Source organism: Pseudoalteromonas sp. NSLLW24 (assembly GCF_015864725.1).
Taxonomy (GTDB): domain Bacteria; phylum Pseudomonadota; class Gammaproteobacteria; order Enterobacterales; family Alteromonadaceae; genus Pseudoalteromonas; species Pseudoalteromonas arctica.
This window is the reverse complement of record NZ_JADYWQ010000015.1, coordinates 85635-107295: the sequence shown is the minus strand read 5'-3', so window position 1 is coordinate 107295 and position 21661 is coordinate 85635. Positions and strand designations below refer to the sequence as shown.

Here is a 21661-nt window from a genome sequence, read left to right as displayed (position 1 = left end):
GTTATACCAATCCGAAATAATACTTAATCAATTTGAGGGATTAAATTTGACGCTAACTGCGTTAAAAATTTCTGCTATACGACTGCATGGATGCAGGAGGTAGAGCAATGCAGGAGCAATTAATGATAACAACTAAATAACGAAATTTTTGCCTGGTTATCGACACGATTTTCTCACCTCTGATAGATCACTTAATTAAGCGAATTGCTATTAAAAAAGGTTGCGTAGGATACCAACTTGTATATAAATTTAAAGGGGATACAGTGCGTTTGCATGAATTTTAAACGAATATATAAGCGAGTTAAATGACTTATGCCGATATTAATATCGGCATCAGTATATTTACTTTATTAAGTTTTTAATCGCTTCTAAGCCTTTTTTTAGGGTATCTGCATCGGTAGCATAGTTAATACGAATACACTCGTGCTTGTGCGCCCAGCTGTCGTCAATGCCGATAAAAAAGTTGTGACCTGGGATCACATACACGTCTTGCTCTTTAAGCTTTTGATACAACACCTCGCTTGTCATTTTTGCATCTTTAAACCACAGCCACATAAAAAATGCGCCTTCAACTTTGTGCAAATAAACAGGCAGTTCGGCAAATACTTCATCAAACAACTCAATCGCTATGTGTGCTTTATTACGATAAAAAGGCAGTACAACGTTGCGGCACAGTGGCAGTAGTTCGTTGTCGTTAATTAAGCGTGTCACTAAGCTTGGACCAATACTATTTGGCGATAACACCATGCTGCCATTTACGCGGCCAATTGCTTTAATAATCTCATTGTTTGCAACCACAATACCGCTGCGTAAACCCGGTAGGCCAAGTTTTGAAAGTGACATACATAAAATAATGTTTGAGTTCCACGTTAGGTTTGCGTCGGTGTAAATACAACCTGGGAACGGATCGCCGTACGCGTTATCAATAATGAGTGGAATGCCATATTGCTTAGCGAGCAAATCAAGGTGTTTTACTTCATCGTCAGTAATTACATTACCTGTTGGATTGGTAGGGCGTGATACGCACAGCGCGCTTATGCTGCTGTCGTTTGCTAGTACTTTTTCAACTGCTTTAAAATCAATTACGTATTTAAACTGTTTTGATGCGCTACCTGTATTTAAAATTTCGATATCAGGCTTTATGGCAATAAACATATCAGCCGATAAACCTTGATCGGCATAACCTATGTACTCTGGCGCAAGGGGAAATAAAATCTTTTTATGGCTGTCATCCGGCATTTCGCCTGCCAACATATTAAACAGTACAAAAAAGTTAGCTTGGCTGCCATTACCAAGTGCTACGTTATCGGCGCTAATATCCCATGCATACTCTTTATTTAGCTGGCCTGCTAATGCCGCTCTAAACTCGTCGTTACCGGTTGGGCCGTCGTAAAGGCCAAATACTTGCGATACCTTGTTACTGGCAACGAGTTTTTGTAATTCACTTAAAAAAACCTCATTTACTTGTGGTACTAATGCGGGGTTACCGCCACCGAGCATAACAATATTAGGATTACTGCTGTTTTTAGCACCCCCTAAATCTTCCATTAACTGAGTAATGCCGTTGGGTTGTGTAAATTTAGTGCCAAAGTTTGAGTAGTTCATAATGCATAGCGTTTGTTAGTAATGGGGAGGGCAGTATAGCGTAAATAAAAGGCTTAAATTCGATGATGAGAATAATTCAATGCTGAGATTTACAGGTAGCTATAGTAATGTAATTTCTTATAAAAAAAGGCTAAGTTAAGGTTTTTTAACGCCGTATAAAAACTCTTCGCCGCAGTCCATATACAAATCAAATTTGGTCATAACTTTGGTAAACATGGGGGCGTGCAAAAACTCGTTTAACCATGCGCGTACATGCGTGTATTCACTTTGTAAGTACCAGTGTTTATCTACGCGGGCAAACTGTCTAATAAATGGCAGCAGAGCATAATCGGCTAGGCTTTTTTCATTGCCTATTAGGTATTTATGGGTAGTTAGCTTTACTTCAAATTGTTTAATAAACTCTTCGCAGGCTTTTTGATAATAAATTTGTGCCATGTCTTTTGTGCGAGCATAAAATTTGTACTTTTCGAGCACTGGCTTAAATTGTGTGTCGTTTAGCTTAATTAATTCAAGCATGCGCTCAAGTGCTAATGGGTCTTGAGTATGCAGTAAATTATGCGGATCGTTTTGCTTTAAGACCCACAGCATAATATCTAGGCTTTCATCTATAACTTGATTATTCGGCAGTAATAAAACAGGCACCGTGCCTTTTGGCGATATTTGCAAAAGATGCGGTGGCTTATTTTTAGTTTTTATAGCGCGTAGAAGCACGTGTTGCTCTGCCATTAAAATACCCATTCGTGCGCGCATTGCATATGGGCAGTGTTGTAATGAATATAATAATGGCAATGTCATTTTAATACTTACCTTAGCTATTTAAGCCTTCAACATATTGCTGACGTGTTTTTACTTTTACCATGTGATTTAACTGATCAGCAGCGTGTGTTTGCCCGCTAATTAAATCCTGAAAATGCGCAAGTAACACCGCTTTATCGAGTTTTTCTTTATCGCCTGAGCCAATGTCGGTTAAATCAATCATAAACTCGTCAAACTTGTCGGCATAATCGGTCACAATATCCATATTTAAAAATTGCTCATGGTTATAGATGCTCGGGTAGCCGCCTTTTTGTTTATCAATAGCAAAGCTAATGCCTTTTACATTGGTAACGGTTGTTTCTTTTTTACAGCTCAACATACAGCTTGCGTCAATACGTGGTTTTTTACAGCCTACAGTTTGCTGGAAAAAACACTGACGGCTGGTCATCATTAGTATTGGATGATAAATGCTGTACATCATTTTAAAGTTGTTAGGGCGTTTAATACTACGTATTTGTGGTTTGTTTATTTCGTTTGAAATAAACGCGCCTTTTGCGTTTAAGTCTTCTTGTAGTGTTAGTAACGCATAAGAGTTTGTAGTGTTTAATAATGGACCGGCAATCCAGTCAAGACCCATTTGCACTGCTTTAAATGCAACGCCTGTGTTGTTACTAATAATAAGCTTAGGTTTTACAACCTCGAGCAAACGTACCGCTTCTTCAAAATCTTTACCAATTAACACCGCCGGAAACCACGGAATTAACTGCGGGTGCTCTAAAAATACGTTGATGTATTTATCGTTATCGGTTCTAAAGCTCTCAGGTAATTTAAAGTAAACATCGCCATCTGTTAAATCACATAGGTGAACGTCTTTTATGTCCGATATTAAAATAGAGAGTGTTGTTTTGTTTTTATCTGCTTTTTCGTGGTTTACTAGTTTAGGCAGTTCAACAGGCGCGAGTACATCTTTGCCTTCGTTTAATAAAAACGCGACTTGCTTTTTAATACGGGCGAGCTCTTTAAACGGAATGCTTAAGTTGTTGCCTAAGTTTGAGTAATCCATATTTTTAATTTCAAAATTAGCATTACTAAAGCTTTTAAAGCGTTTATCAATAGCAGCAATATCAACAACCGATTTATCGGCGGTTTGCATAGGCATTTGCGATTGAACTTCAAAGCGTAGGGGCTCTTTTTCGTTTTTATTCGAAAGCGTAATATCGTTTTTATCTTCAATAATTATGTTTACAGTGAATGGCTGATTTAATTGCCCTGTAAATTCTAATGTAAGCTCGCGCTTTGAAATATCTAAAAATTCAATTTTCTTTTTGACTAACGAATCAATTTCACTTTTTTGAGTGGAAAGCTCTTGCTGTGCATCGTAAATTTGTACTACCGAAATTGCGTTGTTTTTTTCATTTGCGTGATCAAAGCTATGGTCGCGCGGGTTATCGGTAAACATGTTTTTGGTCATGTCGCCGGTTAAAAACTTATTAGTAAAGTTACGGTTAAATACTTTGTATAAGCTTGAATCGTCTTCAATTAGGTTACCGGTTTGCACAAACGTGTCTATTTGTTTGCGCCAGCTATCAATAACCGTATGTACGTAGTTAGCGCCTTTAATACGGCCTTCTACCTTTAACGAATCAACACCTGCGGCTACAAGCTCTGGTAAATCAAAATAAGCTGAATTGTCTTTTAAGTTTAACGGATGTTTGTTACCCATCGCCGTTGGCTCGTATTCATCACGACAGGCTTGCGAGCAGCGACCACGATTTCCCGAGTTACCCACACTTACTGAGCTTGAATAACATTGCCCTGAAAACGCAATACATAATGCGCCGTGCACAAATACTTCGGTTAATACGTCGCACTTATGCGCTACGTCGGTCAGTATTTTAATTTCAGTTAAGTTAAGCTCGCGCGATAAATTTACGCGTGTAGCGCCAATGCGCGCTAAAAACTCAACCTGTGATTCGTTATGCGTAGTTAACTGAGTTGATGCGTGAATATGCAAAGTAGGAAAGTGCTTTTTAACTATATTGAATAACCCTAAATCTTGCACAATAATACCGTCGAGCGTGGTATTTACTAGCTGATTTAATAGCTTAAATAGCGCACCCATTTCGTGCTCTAATATAACTACATTTAGCGTTAAAAATATCTCACAGCCGTATTCATGGGCTAGGCGAAGTGCACCGTTAAGCTCATCAAACGAAAGATTAGACGCTCGGTTACGTGCATTAAAGGTATCTAACCCACAATAAACCGCATTAGCACCGGCTACAATGGCGGCTTTTACCGCGTTTACATCACCGCCTGGGGCTAATAGTTCAATCTTTCTACTCATGACAACTTCACTTCGCTCATATTTAATTGCCGCGAATTTTATCTGTTTAAGCACGTTAATGCTATTTATTGAGGGATATAAAGTATTATAAAATCTCTTACTGTCTATTGACCTAGGGTATGTAATGGGTAATTCTCTAAATATCGTGGTTAAATCAGTAGCTCAGATAAACTATTTAAAAACGAAAAATATATAAAGGTTTAAAAGAGCTAGTTATATACATTTTATAATAAATAGCCAAAATTTAGATGTGAGAAGTATGGTGAGTAGCATAAAGAAATCTAATTTACCTTCATGCCAAAGTTGGATAGAACAATTTAATCCGGAAGATAGGACTGATGCTAGGGACTTGATTGATGAATTGATTTATATAGAGACTAGTAGTGTAATTGATGATCTTACCAGTGAGATTAAAAAAATCATAAAAGATGAAGAAAAAGTTTCAATTATTCCAGTTAGAGAAGTTTCTAAAGATGAAGTTTCTTATTTTGACCTTATTGATAAAAGTAAGAACCCGGTTTTTAATATGCCAAACGAACCTTTAGGTAGTGAAGCGATAACATCGAATTTAGTAACAAGATTAAGGCGAGGTTATGGTAAGTCGGTGGTTTTAGAACACAATCAAAAGACTAAAACTTATAATACTCCATCACTTTCCTGCATGAGAGCAGAAAAAGTGAAAGCTATAATTTTAGTAGATGATGTCATTGGAAGTGGGAAGAGAACATTAGAGTTTTTTAACTTTGTCTATAAACATAAAACAATAAAAAGCTGGGTATCTAGTGGAGTAATCAAAATATATATTTTAAGTTATATGGCTACAAATAAAGGTATTACTTTTTTATCTGAAAACATAAATAAGAATTTAGTCAAAATAATAAAAATAAATAAGTGCCCTACATTTTATGACTCACTAAATAGTTCGAAATTCATTCAGCTATGTAAAAGATATGCGAACAAAAACGAATTATACCCGTTAGGCTTTAAAGATTCTTTTGTCAAAGTTTTCTTTGAACACTCAGCACCAAATAACATGCCTTCTATCTTACATAAAAATATTAAAATATATAAAGGAAAAGATGAAAATTTGTTGATGCTACCGAATCAGTGGAAAGCTTTGTTTCCTAGTAGAGGTATTCCAAGATCATTGATAGTAGAGTTATCATCATCTAAAAACACTAAAAATATGAAACAGGCTCTTAGAAGCTTACTTAAAATAATGATTAGTCTTGAAATCACTACCTTAGCTAACTTAATTAAGTTAACAAAAATAGAAAAAGTACACTTAAAACAGTACATCAAGATCTGTGTTGGTTTGGATATTTTAAAAGTTCAAGGTAACAACGTATCAATTACAAATCGTACAAAGAACGAATATAGTGCGTTATGCATAAGTAACAAAGGTATTGATATTAATGAAAGTTTTTATTACCCTAATCGATGAGTAGTGTTAATTGTACTTGATTTTAGTGTTCTTGCCGTATTTCGGCTTGGCATCTTTCGAGATGTTTCGGACTTTATGTGGGAAGTTTTACTTTCAAATATTTAATATCTTTAAATATTTTGAATTAGGTAAACATATGTCAGTTTTAAACGACTTTACTCCTAGTGCGATGACTTCGTCGTCGTAAAGTCTAAAGTCTAAAGATTAAAAGATAAAACTATAGGTATTATCATGACGATTAACTCTACTCACTCTTATATAGCCACCGGACTAAGTAAAAATATAGACTTAACTTTCCTCGAAAATATTATTTCAGAATCGAATAGTCAAAAGTTCAATAATCGTACTTATATTCATGGATTGAACCATATTAGCCATTTGACGGGCGTGGATTATTTTTTTCTACACGACATAATGACAAGGAAAGAAAACCCTTATAAAATTTTTTTCATTAGGAAAAATTTAGGGAATAGGGAAATAAAAGAACCGAATCAAAGATTAAAGTTGGTTCAAAGAACCATAAATCAACAAGTCCTATCTAAAATCCCCGTTCATTGGAGATGTTTTTCATATCATAAAGGAGCTTCTATAGTAAAATGTGCAAGTGAGCATTTAGGGGCAAAATCTTTAGTTAAATTCGACATATCAGACTTCTTTGGCAACATCAACGAGTTATTAGTTTACAAGTCATTGATAAAATTAAAATATAGTGGTTCCTCATCTTATGCAATGGCTCGATTGTGTACGCATCCAAATTCGGAAAATGATAATTTTGGAGTATTACCTCAGGGAGCACCAACAAGCCCAAGTCTCTCAAATTTAGTCTTCTTTGATGTTGATTGTAAATTACAAAGATTAGCGCATAAAAATAATTTAATTTATTCAAGATATGCTGACGATATAACATTTTCATCATTCAATGATTTGAGTAGACAAGAATTTTTGGATTTGAAATTATCAGTAGTTAAGATTCTAAAGTATCACAACTTCGAGCTGAATAGAGATAAAATAAAATTTATTTCGTCAAGCACTCCAAAATTTGTGCTTGGAATAAATGTTGGAGGAGAAACTTTAAAATTGTCTAAAAGATATAAGAATGATATAGATTGTCATATTTATGGACTTAAAAAGTATGGACTTGTTGAACATATGCGACATAGAGAATTCACTTCAGTATTTGGTATGATTCAGGAGTTATTTGGTAAAATAAATCATGCTAAAAGTGTCGAAGAAAGCTTCGGGCTTAGCCGAGAGTCGGAGTTAAGAAATTTTATTCAAACTAAAGGTTTGTTTTTTAATTAAAGGAAGTATTCATGGAACAACCAACTTTTTTAACGGCATTTTTGGCTGGTGGTATTTTTGGAACAATTCTTACAGCTTTTTCAAGTATTTTTATTGCTTATCTAACCCATAAGTTAACAGGTAAACGCGAACTAGATAAGTGGCGTTTGGCTGAAAAACACAAAGCATCTATCGAGATTCTTAATATACTTTTACAAAATCCAAAAAATGAAGATATAAATGACTGGACATATAAGCTACGAGGTTCTTCCATAAAGTTGCAACTTCTTTTTGAATCTGGTTCAGCTCCAAAGCCTTTAGAGGATAGTTTAGAGGCTGTATTCAAATTGGTTCAGTCAAAAAAAGATGGTGTAGAGCTAGCCGATTGGTCTATTCAATTGAGGGAAAACATAAAAATGCTAAGGTTTGAATTGGCAAGTTGTTGTCAGGGTTAGTATTTTTGTGAATTACTTAATTGTAAAATACATTGTCTTTTAAGTTGTTGATATTCCTACTAAATATAGGGTTGATTCAACAGTACTTTACACATCATCAAAAATAGTAAATTAACAGGTATAGTCTACATACCTTACATTTTAGTTAGGCTAATTTTATCCAAAAAATTGAATTTAAAATACAACGATTAGTTCAATTAACTAATCAAATAAACACAAGCACAGAAAGCAACGTTGCTCATTTCGTTAAAAACACCCAACTAAAAATAGCTACATTTAACCTGTTTAACTATCTTGAGCCACCCAATGCGTATTATGAGTTTGAGAAAATTTATACCGCGCAACAGTGGGCTAAAAAGCAGCGTTGGATTGCTGATTACTTAACAGAACATGCGCCTGATGTGATTGGTTTTCAGGAAGTGTTTAGTATTGATTCGTTAAAAAAGCTAGTTGCTGAGCAAGGCTATAATTACTTTGCAGTAGTTGATACGCCCGAGGTGATTGATGACTTTATTTATAAACGCCCCGTGGTAGCAATTGCCTCTAAATATCCCATAGTTGAAGTAGCAGCGGTTGAGCATGATAGTGAGCTTGCAAGTACGCTTGGCCTTAATAGTGAGTTTACTTTTAGTCGTAAGGTATTGAGAGCGACCGTTACTTTGCCGCACATAGGCAATACTGATTGTTATGTGGTGCATTTTAAATCTAAGCGCCCGATGATTAATGTTGATGAACACAACAAAGAGCTAGCGCCCGAGCAAAACATAATTGAGATTTTAAAAGCAAATGTAGCAGGAGGGTGGGGCTCAACTATTCAGCGTGGCAGTGAAGCTACATTGCTAATGATACAGATGATTACTCGCCGCGAAGCTACGCAACAACCCATGCTATTAATGGGGGACTTCAATAATGAACTTGCGGATGGCGTATTAAGCCATTTACTGACGAGTACGCTACGCTTTGCACCTGCGTTTGATGCTAAAACCTACTTAGCTAAATATTGTCTAAATGATTCATGGGATTTGTTTGTTAAGTCGCAGCTAAGTAATGATGAGGTTTTTAGCGATGAAGCAATAACAAACGATGAACAAAGTGATTGTGATCGCAATAACAGCGAGATTGTTGATTCAGCGGATAAAAGCCAAGTAAAAAATATAAATATAACAAAGACAGCACCGTTAAGGCCGCCAACACATTATTATGGCGCGAGCAGCTCTGTGCTTGATTACATTTTATTGTCGTGTGAGTTTGACGCTAGTTACGATGACAGCTTTTTTGAAGTAAGCGCTTATAACACTTACGACAGGCACTTAATAAACCCCGAGTATGAGCGTGATGATTTAACTACCGACCACGGTGTTGTATTGGTTACCCTTAAACTAAGAAGCTAGGTTTTCTCATTTAATAACTTACAGCGTACGATTAAGCTAAAAAAGAATTAAGCTGCAATATGCATAATTATGCTAAAATCATAAATTAACAATTACCCATATTGCAGCGAAACTTGACCTGCAGTCTTTATGTGTATATTTTATCGCCAGAATTTTTGCATTAAATTAATAACAAATCACTAAAATGGTAAATATGGAATTTTACACTTACTCGTATCACACGCGAAAGATGGACTTAACTTCGCAAGTACACACTTTCTTCGTAAATCGAATTTATAATTCTAAATTGTTAGTGAAAGCTTTGCTTTTTGCTTTGTTTATTAGTTTAAGTAGCGCTTACGCGCAAGAAACCACCTCATACAGTTTAATCAATGAATCTAATGCAGGGCTGCTAAAAAGAGCCGAATTACTTATGGATACTGACGTTATAACAAGTATCGAACTAAGTAAGGCGTTGTTGTTACAAGCGCAAAGTGCTGATGACACGTTACTCAGCGCAAAATTACATAACTTATTAGGTAAAGCGAATAAAAAAAATAACAATATTAATGAGTCGCTTCATCATTTTTCACAATCCTCGGCTTATTACAGTAAATTAAATGATTCACGCAACCAAATAAAGGCGTCTATTAATTATATAAAAATATTATCAGATGAAAAACGTTATGACGAACTTGCTAACCGCATTGAAACTTTATTACCAACAACGCTTGTGTATGGCGATGAGTTTTTTATAGCACAAGTACTCCTAACAAAGGGGGATTCGTTTTATGAACAAAAAAAATACAATGACGCGATCACGCAATATTCATCTGCTTTAAAATACCTTGTAAATAAAGACGAACAAATACAAAAACAGTTAGGTGAAACGTATAAAAAATTAGCTCAGTCGTATAAGCGCCTTGAAAATAGAGAGCAAACAGCTCATTTTTATACCAAAGCTTTAGAGATATATACTAATTTAGATGATTTAAAGTTGATGGCGCGTACATTAAATACACTAGCAGAAGCGCAGCGCTATTTAGACAACTTAGTTTTAGCCCTTGATTACAGCACTCGTGCATTAGAAATACATAAAGAAATTGACGATCCTGTGGGCTTGGCTAAAGCATTATTAGGTGCTGGTATTATTTATCGACATATCAACCTTTATGAAAAATCACTTAAGCATATAAATGAGGCATATTTATATTATAAAAAAGTAAATAACGTGCTTGGGATTGCTAAAACATCCAATCAAATGGGGCTGCTATACACACGATTAAAGCAGTTTGATCAGGCCGAGATTTTCTATCAAATAACCATTGATTTACCAAAAGGTGTGGTCGAGGAAAAAACGCTCGCGTCGGCCTTAAGAGAAATGGCTGTTATTAACTATGAGTCTGGCGACTTAGAATCAGCGATGAAATTTGCTCAGAAAGCTTACGTAACTTATAAAACCAAAAATCTTACATCCTACATTTCTATAACAGCGCGTATTATTGCTAATATCTATCGTGCCCAAGGGAATAAAAACAAGGCTATAGAGTATTACAAAGAGTCGTTGTCGTTCGCCAGAGAAACGGGCAGTAAGCTTTATGAGATAAAGTCGCTAACAGCGCTTGCGGCGATTTTAATTGGTATTGATACAAATGAGGCGATTTCTTTACTAAAAAGGTCACTCGCTTTATCAACCGAAATAGATGATAAGTTACATATGCTATACGCTTATCGTGAAATTCGAATAGCAGAAAAACAGCGTGGACGAATAAATGAATCACTACGTTACGCGGAAGAAGAAATAGCCCTGACCGGAATCATTCAATACGAAAGAGACGAAAGTAAGCTTGCTCTTGAAAAAGCACATTTGCATTCTCACAAAATGGAAATAGAGCTGGAGACGTTAAGAGAAAAAGAAAAACTCCATCAACTTGAGCTTGAAAAGAAAAACAATGAAATTGAAATATCAGGCCAAGCTAGGGTTATATCAGAGCTAGAGCTTGCAAAAAACAAATACGCGAGTATTGCGCTCGCATTTTTATTAGCCGCTTGTTTAGCTATTGTTTTATTGGTTTATCGAAGCTTTATTGCCTCTAAAAAACGTAATGAAGAGTTAGACTATTTGGCCGCGAGAGACCCTTTAACCAATTGTTATAACCGCCGCATTTTATTTGAGATTATGAATCGCGACTTTTTGAATTTACCTCAGATTGAAGAATATTGTATTTTAATGGTCGATATTGACCATTTTAAAAGTGTTAACGATACTTATGGGCACAGCATTGGCGACACCGTACTTTGTGGCGTTGCCAGTCTTTTACAAGCCAATATACGTACGAGCGATAGCGTTGCCCGTTTTGGTGGCGAGGAATTTTGTATTATTTTACCCAATACGACTCAAGAGCAAGCAATACGTATTGCTGAAGCTATTCGTATTAAAGTAGAAAAAGCGATATTTGATGATATTCCTGTTACGTGTAGTTTTGGGGTTACGTCTATTAAATTTAAAGCCAGAACACCTTCTGAGTTAATTGAACAGGCCGATTTAGCACTTTATGAGGCTAAGTCTTTGGGTCGTAATCAAGTTGTGTTGTGGGATTGTGCGTTTGAAGAGTTTAAGCTTTTTAGATCGGAGTAAATCCAGCAGTATACAGCTCAGTTTTGATGTTATTTTTAAAATCATAACAAGTAAACTTTATACAACGTCGTGAGTTACTTACACATGTAATCAGGCTTATTAAATTAACCCTTTAAATATCAGTGTATTAACTTAGGCTTTAAAATTGCATTCTAAACTAAGTTAAAAAACAAAATAAGGGATTTAGTAATGACTGAAGTTGCACTTTCGGCCTATTTGGCTTTTTACCTCTATTTAATTATGTTGCTTGTACAGTGGGCTGTGGCTACGTTTAGCAAAGCTAAAGAGCCAAATGCTGTACCAGGTAAAATTGACGAGGATTTATCGCACGATAGCTTTATATTTAGAGCGCATCGTACGTTTCATAATACGCTTGAAAACAGCGCATTATTTATAGGTACGGTGTTATTTGCGTTTGTAATTAATTATCAAAGCCCGATTTTTGCTATGTGTATTTGGGTGTACTTAATTGCGCGTTTAATTCACATGGCGCTGTACTACGCTATAGCAACGGAGAAAAACCCAAGCCCGCGTAGTTACTTTTTTTTAATCGGCGTACTTGCTAATGTGGTTATGCTGATAATGATAGGGTTAAGACTAATCTCTTAATTTATAAAAAAGTTATAAACTCTATTTATAACTTTAAACAAAAAAGCGAAGAGCCTTTAAGGCATCTTCGCTTTTTTGTTTAGGTAGCAGCAGAATATAAACCACGTCTACAGTAAGGTAATATTAATGGCTAATCGACGCCTATAAACCCGCCTGTTTGATGTGTCCACAGGGCTGCGTAAATCCCGCCCTTAGCGATTAGTTCTTCATGAGTGCCTTGCTCAACTACGCCGCCGTCATCAAGTACAATTAATCTGTCCATTTGTGCAATGGTTGAGAGCCTATGCGCTATCGCGATTACTGTTTTGCCTGTCATTAAATCATCAAGGCTTGCCTGAATTGCTGCTTCTACTTCTGAGTCGAGTGCGCTGGTGGCTTCGTCGAGTATAAGTATGGGTGCATTTTTAAGTAGCACACGTGCAATAGCAATACGTTGGCGCTGACCGCCCGAAAGAGTAACACCGCGTTCGCCCACTTGAGCATCAAAGCCTTTGTTGCCTTTGCTATCTACCAAGTCGTTTATAAACTCAAGTGCTTTGGCTTGTTTGGTGGCGTTGATCATCTCAGCTTGCGTTGCATCGGGGCGACCATACAAAATATTGTCTTTTACTGAGCGATGAAGCAGGGAAGTGTCTTGCGTAACCATCGCTATGTAGCGGCGTAGGCTTTCTTGGCTAACGTCAGTGATGTTTTGCCCATCAATTTTTATTGTTCCTGAGTCGGTATCGTAAAAACGCAGTAACAAGTTAACAAGTGTTGATTTACCTGCACCAGAGCGGCCGACTAAACCAATTTTTTCGCCAGGCTTAATGTTTAAGTTTAAACCGTCCATTACTGGGCTTCGATTAGTCTCGTTTGCAGCTTTTCCGTAGTTAAAGTGTACATTGTTAAACTCAATGGCACCTTGGCTTACGTTAAGCGTATCGGCATTTTGTTTATCGGCAACTTCAATAGGGTTAGACAGTGTTTTCATGCCATCGGCTACGGTGCCAATGTTTTCGAACAAGCTGCTTATTTCCCACATGATCCACTGCGCCATACCGTTTAATCTAAGCGCTAAACTAACAGCAACTGCAATGGCACCTGCGCTAATTGCACTAAGCGACCATAAATAAAGTGATACAGCGGTAACTGAAAATACTAATAAATAATTTAAGCTTTGAATAACAAAGTTTAGGCTGGTTACCAAGCGCATTTGTTTGTACACAGGCTGTAAAAATACATCCATGCTTTGTTTTGCGTATTGCTCTTCACGCTGGGTATACGAAAACAATTTAATAGTAGAAATATTTGTGTAGCTATCAACAATTCGACCGGTCATTTCTGAGCGCGCATCAGCTTGTGAGCTGGCAATTTTTTTAAGGCGAGGTACAAAATAAAGCTGTACACAAATGTATAAAACTAACCAAACCAGTAAAGGGATCATTAAGCGCCAATCAGCTTCGGCAACTAAAAAGACCATTGAGCCAAAATAAACCACTATGTACATTAATACATCGAGTAGTTTGGTCACTGTTTCGCGAACGGCTAAAGAGGTTTGTAATACTTTGGTGGCTATTCTTCCTGCAAACTCATTTTGATAAAAGCTCACACTTTGGCGCAGTAAATAACGATGCGCTAACCAGCGAATCGACATAGGGTAATTGCCCAGTAATGCTTGGTGCAAAATAGCAGAATGAAAAAATACGACTACGGGCAATACCAGTAAGAGCATAACAGCCATTTTGATAAGTTCTGACTTTTGCTCTACAAACAAGGTTTCGGGTGTGTAGGCCGTTAACCAATCAACAAGCTGCCCCATATAGCTAAATAAAGAAACCTCTAAAATAGCGAGCATGGCGGCGCTGATTGACATTAGCACCAACGACAGTTCCATTCCTTTGGTGTAGTGACGACAAAAAGCAAATAAAGTAGAAGGCGGCTGAGTAGGTTGATCCTCAGGAAATGCTTTTGTCATTTTTTCAAATAATCGATACATTTTAAAAACTTAAATGGCAAATAATGGTGGCTATTATACCATTTAAGTATTTTTAAATGCAGGTTTGTAAGGTATTAATTGTGAATATGCTAGAGCGTTATTAATATAAACTTATGTATAAAAGAACACCTAAAAACACTTCACTGACTTTATAGCATTGGGTTATTTAGGTTTGTACCTTTGCTCATGTATAAATCGTCATATCTGAGGCCACCATTTCCGTAAGGCTTTTTAATTGGGCCTGTATTACAGTTTGCTAAAAAATATATAAGAGGTTGTTCGCGCTTTATTCTAAATTGTGCATTTTTATACACCAGTGTTTGCTTGCTAAATTCACCACCTTTTACGTAAACATCATATTGCTGACCTTGCTCTGAGGCTGCTGCGTTATTAACAACGTACCATACGTCGTACCAGGTGTTTGTTAGCAGTGGCTTGGCCGATTGTTTGGTTGTGTAGTTTTGAATGTTGCTATACCCATTGCCGGTTTTAACCATTAATGCGCCATCATTTACAAGCCCGTTTGATTCTGTTTTATCGGTTACGCGAAGTGTAGGCTCAAACGCATCGTACGCATGTTTATTAATTAGCTCTGGCGTGAGGTTGCTTAATCCAAAAGCATGGTTATTAGGAAAAGCAGCCACGTTTATACGCATATAAAATGTGTAGGTGTCACCAACTTCAACCGCTTGTGGAAGTTTTGTATAAGAAAGCGCTTTGCGATTGCCGACAATACCATCGCGTGCAGGCTTTTTTAGTAAATAATGATTTGTTGATGCAGATGCTTGTTCTGGTTGTATAACTGTTATTTGTGGATTTTTAACCTGTGGTTTAGTTTCATTTTGCGTATCGACACTTTGCCAATTGTTAAGTGAATTTTCAAAATCATCAATAAGCAGCCAATCGCTCGACGTGTTTTTAGAAATGGTTGAACACGACGCTAGCGTGCTTAACAAACATAAAAGTAACGTGTGTTTAAAATGCATAATTGGATCTCGTAATATTATTGATATTTGGTTAACCAATTTAAATTTTGGCTATAGTTTTTATTGAGAGTTATGTAACCAATTTAATGTTTTTATGTCAATCATTAAAGCAATAGGTATGGTTTGATAGAGCTTGAAAATGTAATATAACCTTTGCATTCAATCAGCTCGGCAAGCTTTAGCTGAGTTTAAATTATTAGGACGTTTTATGTATACGGGTTCGTGTTTGTGTGGTGAGGTAAGGGTTGAAGTGTCGGGCAGTATAACTAGGGCGTGTTGATCTTTATGGATTGAAATTTGTTCAATCTAGGGGCGATTTAATCGCGGCGCAAGGTTTGTAACCTAGTGGGCTAAGTAAAAACCGAGCAACAAAGAGTCAATCGTCCCTAGAAAGAACCCAAAGGGCAGCGCATGTTTGGCATCTATGCTGCGTTATCGCCTATGTATGGGGAACAACCACATATCATAGGCTCTGCCTTGCCTAAATACCAAACACACTGCTGCAAATTCAACCACCAAAGAACAACACGCCCTACTATTATCCATTGTCATTGCTCATTGTGCAGAAAAAACAGCGGGACTGCATTTGCAACAAATGGCTTTGTAAATACTGAGGACTTTATAATAACTAAAGGACAAGAGCAGCTGAGTGAATTTAGTTTTAAACCAGGGCGCACTCGTTACTTTTGTAAATGTTGCGGCTCGCCGGTTTACAGTAGCAACAATGATGACAAAAGCAGAATACGAATTCGTTTAGGAATATTCGATACCGATATTACTGAGCAGGTTTTATCGCATAACTTTGTTACGTCTAAAGCTAACTGGGAGCAGCTAGAAACAAGCTTACCGTGCTATGAAAAACATGAACCTGGGCGGTAACGCGTTTTATTCAATGTGGTAAATGCTGTTAATACTTTTATAAAGGTTTGGCGCAAAATTTATAAACACCGGTGAGTTTTGTATTTCATCAACGTTTATGTGCATTAATGTTTGCTGGCTTAGTATGATCACTATATTTTTGTATTCGTTAAACTCTATTATCGCTAAGCACTTAAAATGTTGCCTTAAAAGTACTAAAAGCATTTGCAGCTCTTGGCCAGTTTGTGGGTTTAAATTAATGATTACTTGCGTATTTTGCTCACTGCAGCTATTTATATTTTGCCAAAAGCTATCGCTGGTTAAAAAAGGCTGGTGATATTCACCACTAAAAATATCGATAGTGATTACGTTAAAGTGATCAGTGCATTGGGTAATATATTGTTCGGCGCATTGTAAATAGGTGCTGTGCTTAATTGGTAACTTAAAGTGCTGGGCAGCAATTAAGGCAATGTTTGGGTTTATTTCTACCGTGTTAAATGTATTGATGGTGTTTATGTAAGGCGTACTACTTTGCAAGTGATACATAATTCGCTCAAACCCTGCAGTGCCTAAACCTAGATTTAATATATTTAGTGTATCTACCGGTTTAAGTAAAAATAACATCATACACTGGTTTACCGGTACTATTACTTGCTCAGGGTGTATAAGGTTCATAACGCCTTGAATTGTAATGTCTTCATTGGCTTTTTGTGCAAGCGTTAACCACCGGTATTCTTTATTTTGATACACGCATACGGGGCCGTATGCACTTTGCTGCGACTCAATAAGGTTACTTTTAACTGTATCTTCTTTTAGCTGACGCATAACTTAAACTATTAATATATAAACAATGACAGTGTGCCACGAAAAACACATTTTTTAATAGATTATTGTGTAACAAGGTTTGTAATTTAACCTCAAAATATAATATTGTATTAGCAATTAATTAGTTAGACGTTATTCAAGGATTGAAAATGAGAACATTTATTTGCGCTGTTCATTTTGTGTGTGCTCAGTGGATGAAAAAATTAGACTCAAGAAATAAAAATACGGCCATCAATGCTGCAGCATTGTTAGCCATGATATCTACTGTATATAGTTTTCTTTTAGCTATGACGTTTGACATTCACTACTTAGATAAAATAATCAGTACTTTTAAGCAAAACCCTTTACTTATTGGTGCTTTATTTTACGCAATCGTAATTGGAATTGTGTTTTTAATTTTGGGTGATTTTAACGGTTATAGAAGTAGAGTTAGATCTTGTATAAATAAAGGGAGCTTTAAAAAATATATTTTAGGAATAAAGCTGTGGATGTTTGGGTTAATTCCTATGACCGGTATTATGTTGATTGTACGACTCAATTAACTCTCTAAGTATTACTATAACTGCGCTTTAGCGTGCTCCTTTCTACATCTACCTCAAATGTATTGCCATAAAATCTTAGTTAAGTAATGGTTACACTATAATAATTAGGAGCTAATAGATGCTTAAAACACCTTTGAAAATCACAACAACGTTACTCAAATTTACTGCAATTGCAGGCGCTTGCACACTTGCATTATCAGCACATGGTGAAACGCAATTACAATATACCGACCAACAAAAGTTACACGATATAGCAAGTGAAGTGTCGGCTACCCGTATCGGTAGTGACATTCAAACGCTGGTGGATTTTGGTACTCGCCATACGCTTTCAGAGACTAAATCGGATACGCGAGGTATTGGTGCGGCTAGGCGTTGGATAAAAAAAGAATTTGAAAAAATATCTGTGCAGTGTGGTGGTTGTCTGGAAATTATTGAAGTAAAGGACACTATATCGGGCGAAAAACGCATTCCTAATCCTGTTGAAGTGGTTAACATAGTGGCTATTCAACGTGGGTCGAGCGAGCCGAATCGCATGGTGATGATGTCGGGTGATATAGATTCACGTGTAAGTGATGTTATGGACTTTACGAGTGATTCACCGGGTGCTAACGATAATGCATCGGGCGTGGCAGGAGTAATAGAAGCTGCTCGTGTTTTAAGTAAATACAAGTTTAATGGTTCGGTAGTTTACGCTGCGCTTTCGGGTGAAGAGCAGGGCTTGTTTGGCGGAAAAATATTAACGGCTTATGCACAAAAGCATAACTGGCAAGTTCATGGCGTTTTAAACAACGATATGATTGGCAATATTACTGGTATTAATGGGGTAACTAATAACACGACTGCACGTATATTTTCAGAAGGTACCCGTGTTGTAGAAACAAAAGAGCAAGCTAATACTCGGCGCTTTACAGGTGGTGAAGTCGATTCTGCGAGTCGTAATTTAGCTCGCTACATAGATACTATTGCTGACAGATACATTCCTAATTTAGATACAATGCTTGTATATCGATTAGATAGATTTGGTCGTGGTGGGCATCATCGCCCATTTAATGATGCAGGTTTTGCAGCAGTGCGTATTATGGAAACTAACGAGCACTACGATCGTCAGCATCAAGATTTACGCACTGAAAATGGTGTTGAGTATGGCGATACCATTGAAGGTGTTGATTTTGATTATACGGCTAAGTTAACTTCACTTAATGCGGTAACGATGGCGTCTATGGCGTGGGCACCCGCACCGCCAAAAGAAGTTAAAATAAAGGGCGCTGTTACAGCTGATACGTCGTTTTCATGGCAACAAAGCAGTGATGAAAATATTGCTGGCTATAAAATTTATTGGCGTTACACGAGCGAGCCGCAATGGCAGTTTAGTAAATACGTTGGTAAGGTTTCACAGTACACACTTAAAAACGTAGTGATTGATAATTATTACTTTGGTGTAGCCTCTGTTAGTAAAGACGGTATTGAGTCTCCAGTAGTTTTTCCGGGTGATGTAGGTTCGTTTGATCACAATATAAAATAATAGTTTGGCTAAAAACACAGCAAACAGAGCGCTTTAAGGTGCAAACGACCTTTTTATACTTGCACCTTATTTACTAAGCCCTTAGAGTGTTAAAAAAGAAGTAAAAGGTTATTAAAAATGCAACAACAAGAAAAAAAGCCGTTAACAGCAAAAGAGCAAGTTATAACTGATGAGCAAAGAATGCAGTGGCAACGCGAATGTTTTCAAGCAGCGCAAAAACATTTAGCCGAAAAGGGCATTATGCCAAAATCAGTAGTTGATAAAGACAGCCGATTTTTAGCACCACTTTGTGCAATGTGGAAATTTAAAGCCCAAAACGGTAAAACATATTGGGTAGTAACAGGGCGCTTACCTACAGATCATGCTGAAGTAAGTGCAGCTACAGATGCTCGCGATGCAATGCGTTATTTTTCTTTGCAGTGGCAATTAAAAGCGGATCAAATTATGAGTACAGGCGCGCGTGATAAAACGCAGGTAGATTTTGCTAACTTACTTATAAATAGAGCACATGGCTTGTACGAAATGTATGATAATGAACCGCTGTGGGCAAATGAACCAAAGTAACTACAGTTTGGGTTAAGTAACAATGTAGAGGGTGATAGCTTATTTATTGCCCTTTTCTTTATCTAATGGACAAGTGTGAAGGGGGTTGTATTAAACGCCGAAACAGAGCATTGCATACGTTGCCTAGGAATTCCCGCCTCCATAAAAACATTTCCTTGCTGAATAAAGCCATTTCGCTTAAAACGCTCTACCTCATTTAAAATACAATTAATGCTTACTTCTTCTATACCTTGGTTGGAAGCTAATTCAACAATAAAGTTGAGAAGCGATTTATATACTTTGCGATTACGGTGCTCGGGTAATACAGCTATTCTGCCGATTAAGCCATCTGTACACAGCCGACCTGTTGCAATAGGGCAGTTTGCATCGTCTGTAACAAGTACATGTGATGCAATTTTATCTAGGCTATCAAATTCGATGTGCTTGGGGATATGTAACTCGTAAACAAAAACTCGCTCTCGAATTTTTTGTAGCATATCTTTTTTTATATCCCACTCAACCTTATCAACCAGATAGCCCATTGCAAACTCCTATTGATAGCCAATTAAAATGAGTAAGCAATCACAGCAAAATTATTTAAGCCAATATCAGGTGAAAATTAAAAATTTAACTGACCTGTATACATAATATTTTACGCTGCAAAATGCTCACCATTATTAATAAAATTGGTATTATTACTCTTGGTCTATATTAAACCAAAGCCCCTCATTAACAAGTGTAGTAAAAGTTTGAGTAAAAACTAAACTTGGGTTTGTTAAATTTAATGCTGAACTTTCAAATTCAGTATTATCGGTAAGTAGTTTTACCGCCGCTAAGTCAGTTAATGGCATAGCGTAATTTTCACCGTTTACACTTAATAACACTTCGGTATCGAGCTGCTGATAAATAGCACGCGTGCCACCTAAACGCTCAAACACAGCTTCTTCATCACTTAAATCATCGCTTATTTGCTCAGGTGTAAATGGGGGTTCTACTGGTGCTAAATCCATTTCATGTTTTGGCTGACTAAGCGTTGAGCCTAACCATTGTTTAAATAAATCGTCATTTTCTAAAAGTGCCGCCATCAGTGTTTTAACTTTATCAACTTCAAGGTTTGTAAGTTCACCTTTTGATTTTCTTAGTGTGATGTTGTGATCGGTATAACGTTTTTGTCCGCTTTCGGTATCAATAATATGATCGGCAAAGCTCGACAATAAATCTTGTTGATTTGGCGCTCTAAAACCAACTGAATAATTTAGTGCGTTTTCTACAGCGTAACCTTCGTGAGGGCACCCTGGTGGAATATACAAAATATCGCCAGGCTCTAATATGCAATCGATTACGGCTTCAAATGCTTCTACTTGCAGTAATTTTTTGTTTTGAGCAAACTGCTTAAGTGTTGGGTCGGGTAAGCCTACGCGCCAATGACGTTTACCTTCGCCTTGAATAATAAATACGTCATATTGGTCTAAATGTGGGCCAACACCACCATTAGGCGTTGAATAGCTGATCATTAAATCATCTATGCGCCAGTTGGGAATAAACCTAAATGGCTCTAGTAGTTGTGCAGCATCGCTATGCCAGTGATCAACTGCTTGCACGAGTAAAGTAGAGTGATCGTCGGTTAACTGCTCAAAGTCTTCAAATGGACCTTGGTGCGTTTGCCAGTCATTTTTATGATTGGTGATAATACGTGACTCTATGCTTTCTTCCATTGCTAGGCCGGCAAGTTCATTAGCATCAAGCGGGTCTTGAAAATTAGCAAAACCTTGTTTGATTAAAAGCGGCTTTTTTTGCCAAAAATGGCTTAAAAACTCTTGCTCAGACAAATTATTTATTTTTAATTGATACATACATTATGCCTACTAGTTAGTGCAATGGGGTTAAAACAAAAAAAGCGAA

General features: G+C 36.9%; 18 protein-coding genes. 10 read left to right on the top strand and 8 right to left on the bottom strand.

Annotated features, from left to right (window positions below):
* Positions 1 to 342: 342 nt before the first annotated feature.
* From I6E72_RS15200 to I6E72_RS15190, 3 genes are all read right to left on the bottom strand, one after another.
* Positions 343 to 1605, bottom strand: a complete 1263-nt coding sequence (locus I6E72_RS15200; RefSeq protein WP_197112916.1) for a valine--pyruvate transaminase — start codon at positions 1603 to 1605, stop codon at positions 343 to 345.
* Between the two features lie 135 nt (positions 1606 to 1740).
* A complete protein-coding gene (locus tag I6E72_RS15195; RefSeq protein WP_197112915.1) occupies positions 1741 to 2400 on the bottom strand; it encodes a glutathione S-transferase in 660 nt (219 codons plus the stop codon).
* A 13-nt stretch (positions 2401 to 2413) separates the two neighbouring features.
* Complete coding sequence (locus tag I6E72_RS15190) at positions 2414 to 4708, bottom strand: peptidase U32 family protein (protein ID WP_197112914.1); 2295 nt, start codon at positions 4706 to 4708, stop codon at positions 2414 to 2416.
* Between the two features lie 259 nt (positions 4709 to 4967).
* Here I6E72_RS15190 and I6E72_RS15185 point away from each other — a divergent pair, with 259 nt between their 5' ends.
* The 6 genes from I6E72_RS15185 to I6E72_RS15160 all read left to right on the top strand — a co-directional run bounded on the left by I6E72_RS15185 (position 4968) and on the right by I6E72_RS15160 (position 12505).
* The gene (locus I6E72_RS15185; protein WP_197112913.1) at positions 4968 to 6152 is read left to right on the top strand and encodes a phosphoribosyltransferase-like protein; all 1185 of its coding nucleotides are present in this window, start codon (positions 4968 to 4970) and stop codon (positions 6150 to 6152) included.
* Positions 6153 to 6383: 231 nt separating this feature from the next.
* Positions 6384 to 7454: a reverse transcriptase family protein gene (locus tag I6E72_RS15180; RefSeq protein WP_197112912.1), complete on the top strand. Its 1071-nt coding sequence runs from the start codon at positions 6384 to 6386 to the stop codon at positions 7452 to 7454.
* A gap of 11 nt (positions 7455 to 7465) precedes the next feature.
* Positions 7466 to 7888 carry a hypothetical protein gene (locus tag I6E72_RS15175; RefSeq protein ID WP_197112910.1) on the top strand — a complete coding sequence of 141 codons (423 nt, stop codon included), beginning with the start codon at positions 7466 to 7468 and terminating at the stop codon, positions 7886 to 7888.
* Positions 7889 to 8169: 281 nt separating this feature from the next.
* On the top strand, positions 8170 to 9279 hold the full coding sequence (locus tag I6E72_RS15170; protein ID WP_197112926.1) for an endonuclease/exonuclease/phosphatase family protein: 1110 nt from the start codon (positions 8170 to 8172) through the stop codon (positions 9277 to 9279).
* Positions 9280 to 9508: 229 nt separating this feature from the next.
* Entirely contained in the window at positions 9509 to 11896 is a 2388-nt protein-coding gene (locus tag I6E72_RS15165) for a tetratricopeptide repeat-containing diguanylate cyclase (protein ID WP_197112908.1), read from the top strand.
* A gap of 189 nt (positions 11897 to 12085) precedes the next feature.
* Positions 12086 to 12505, top strand: a complete 420-nt coding sequence (locus I6E72_RS15160; RefSeq protein ID WP_002963227.1) for an MAPEG family protein — start codon at positions 12086 to 12088, stop codon at positions 12503 to 12505.
* 130 nt (positions 12506 to 12635) lie between these two features.
* On the opposite strand, the gene I6E72_RS15155 is transcribed toward I6E72_RS15160, so the two are convergent.
* Both I6E72_RS15155 and I6E72_RS15150 read right to left on the bottom strand, forming a co-directional pair.
* The gene (locus tag I6E72_RS15155; protein ID WP_101216234.1) at positions 12636 to 14483 is read right to left on the bottom strand and encodes an ABC transporter ATP-binding protein; all 1848 of its coding nucleotides are present in this window, start codon (positions 14481 to 14483) and stop codon (positions 12636 to 12638) included.
* Positions 14484 to 14632: 149 nt separating this feature from the next.
* Positions 14633 to 15469, bottom strand: a complete 837-nt coding sequence (locus I6E72_RS15150; RefSeq protein WP_197112900.1) for a hypothetical protein — start codon at positions 15467 to 15469, stop codon at positions 14633 to 14635.
* Between the two features lie 411 nt (positions 15470 to 15880).
* On the opposite strand from I6E72_RS15150, the gene I6E72_RS15145 reads away from it, so the two are divergent.
* Entirely contained in the window at positions 15881 to 16348 is a 468-nt protein-coding gene (locus tag I6E72_RS15145) for a GFA family protein (RefSeq protein ID WP_231620565.1), read from the top strand.
* A 6-nt stretch (positions 16349 to 16354) separates the two neighbouring features.
* On the opposite strand, the gene I6E72_RS15140 is transcribed toward I6E72_RS15145, so the two are convergent.
* Positions 16355 to 17152: a hypothetical protein gene (locus tag I6E72_RS15140; RefSeq protein ID WP_101216237.1), complete on the bottom strand. Its 798-nt coding sequence runs from the start codon at positions 17150 to 17152 to the stop codon at positions 16355 to 16357.
* A 149-nt stretch (positions 17153 to 17301) separates the two neighbouring features.
* Here I6E72_RS15140 and I6E72_RS15135 point away from each other — a divergent pair, with 149 nt between their 5' ends.
* From I6E72_RS15135 to I6E72_RS15125, 3 genes are all read left to right on the top strand, one after another.
* Positions 17302 to 17694 carry a hypothetical protein gene (locus I6E72_RS15135; protein WP_024589167.1) on the top strand — a complete coding sequence of 131 codons (393 nt, stop codon included), beginning with the start codon at positions 17302 to 17304 and terminating at the stop codon, positions 17692 to 17694.
* A 118-nt stretch (positions 17695 to 17812) separates the two neighbouring features.
* The gene (locus I6E72_RS15130) at positions 17813 to 19216 is read left to right on the top strand and encodes a M28 family peptidase (RefSeq protein WP_101216239.1); all 1404 of its coding nucleotides are present in this window, start codon (positions 17813 to 17815) and stop codon (positions 19214 to 19216) included.
* Between the two features lie 117 nt (positions 19217 to 19333).
* Positions 19334 to 19780, top strand: coding sequence for a DUF4826 family protein (locus I6E72_RS15125; RefSeq protein WP_007580192.1), 447 nt, complete (start codon positions 19334 to 19336; stop codon positions 19778 to 19780).
* Positions 19781 to 19842: 62 nt separating this feature from the next.
* Here I6E72_RS15125 and I6E72_RS15120 read toward each other — a convergent pair whose 3' ends face one another.
* Both I6E72_RS15120 and I6E72_RS15115 read right to left on the bottom strand, forming a co-directional pair.
* Positions 19843 to 20301 (bottom strand): GNAT family N-acetyltransferase, encoded by a 459-nt coding sequence (locus I6E72_RS15120; protein WP_165722978.1) that lies wholly within the window; start codon positions 20299 to 20301, stop codon positions 19843 to 19845.
* Between the two features lie 153 nt (positions 20302 to 20454).
* The gene (locus tag I6E72_RS15115; RefSeq protein WP_169060879.1) at positions 20455 to 21612 is read right to left on the bottom strand and encodes a ribosomal protein uL16 3-hydroxylase; all 1158 of its coding nucleotides are present in this window, start codon (positions 21610 to 21612) and stop codon (positions 20455 to 20457) included.
* Positions 21613 to 21661: the final 49 nt, after the last annotated feature.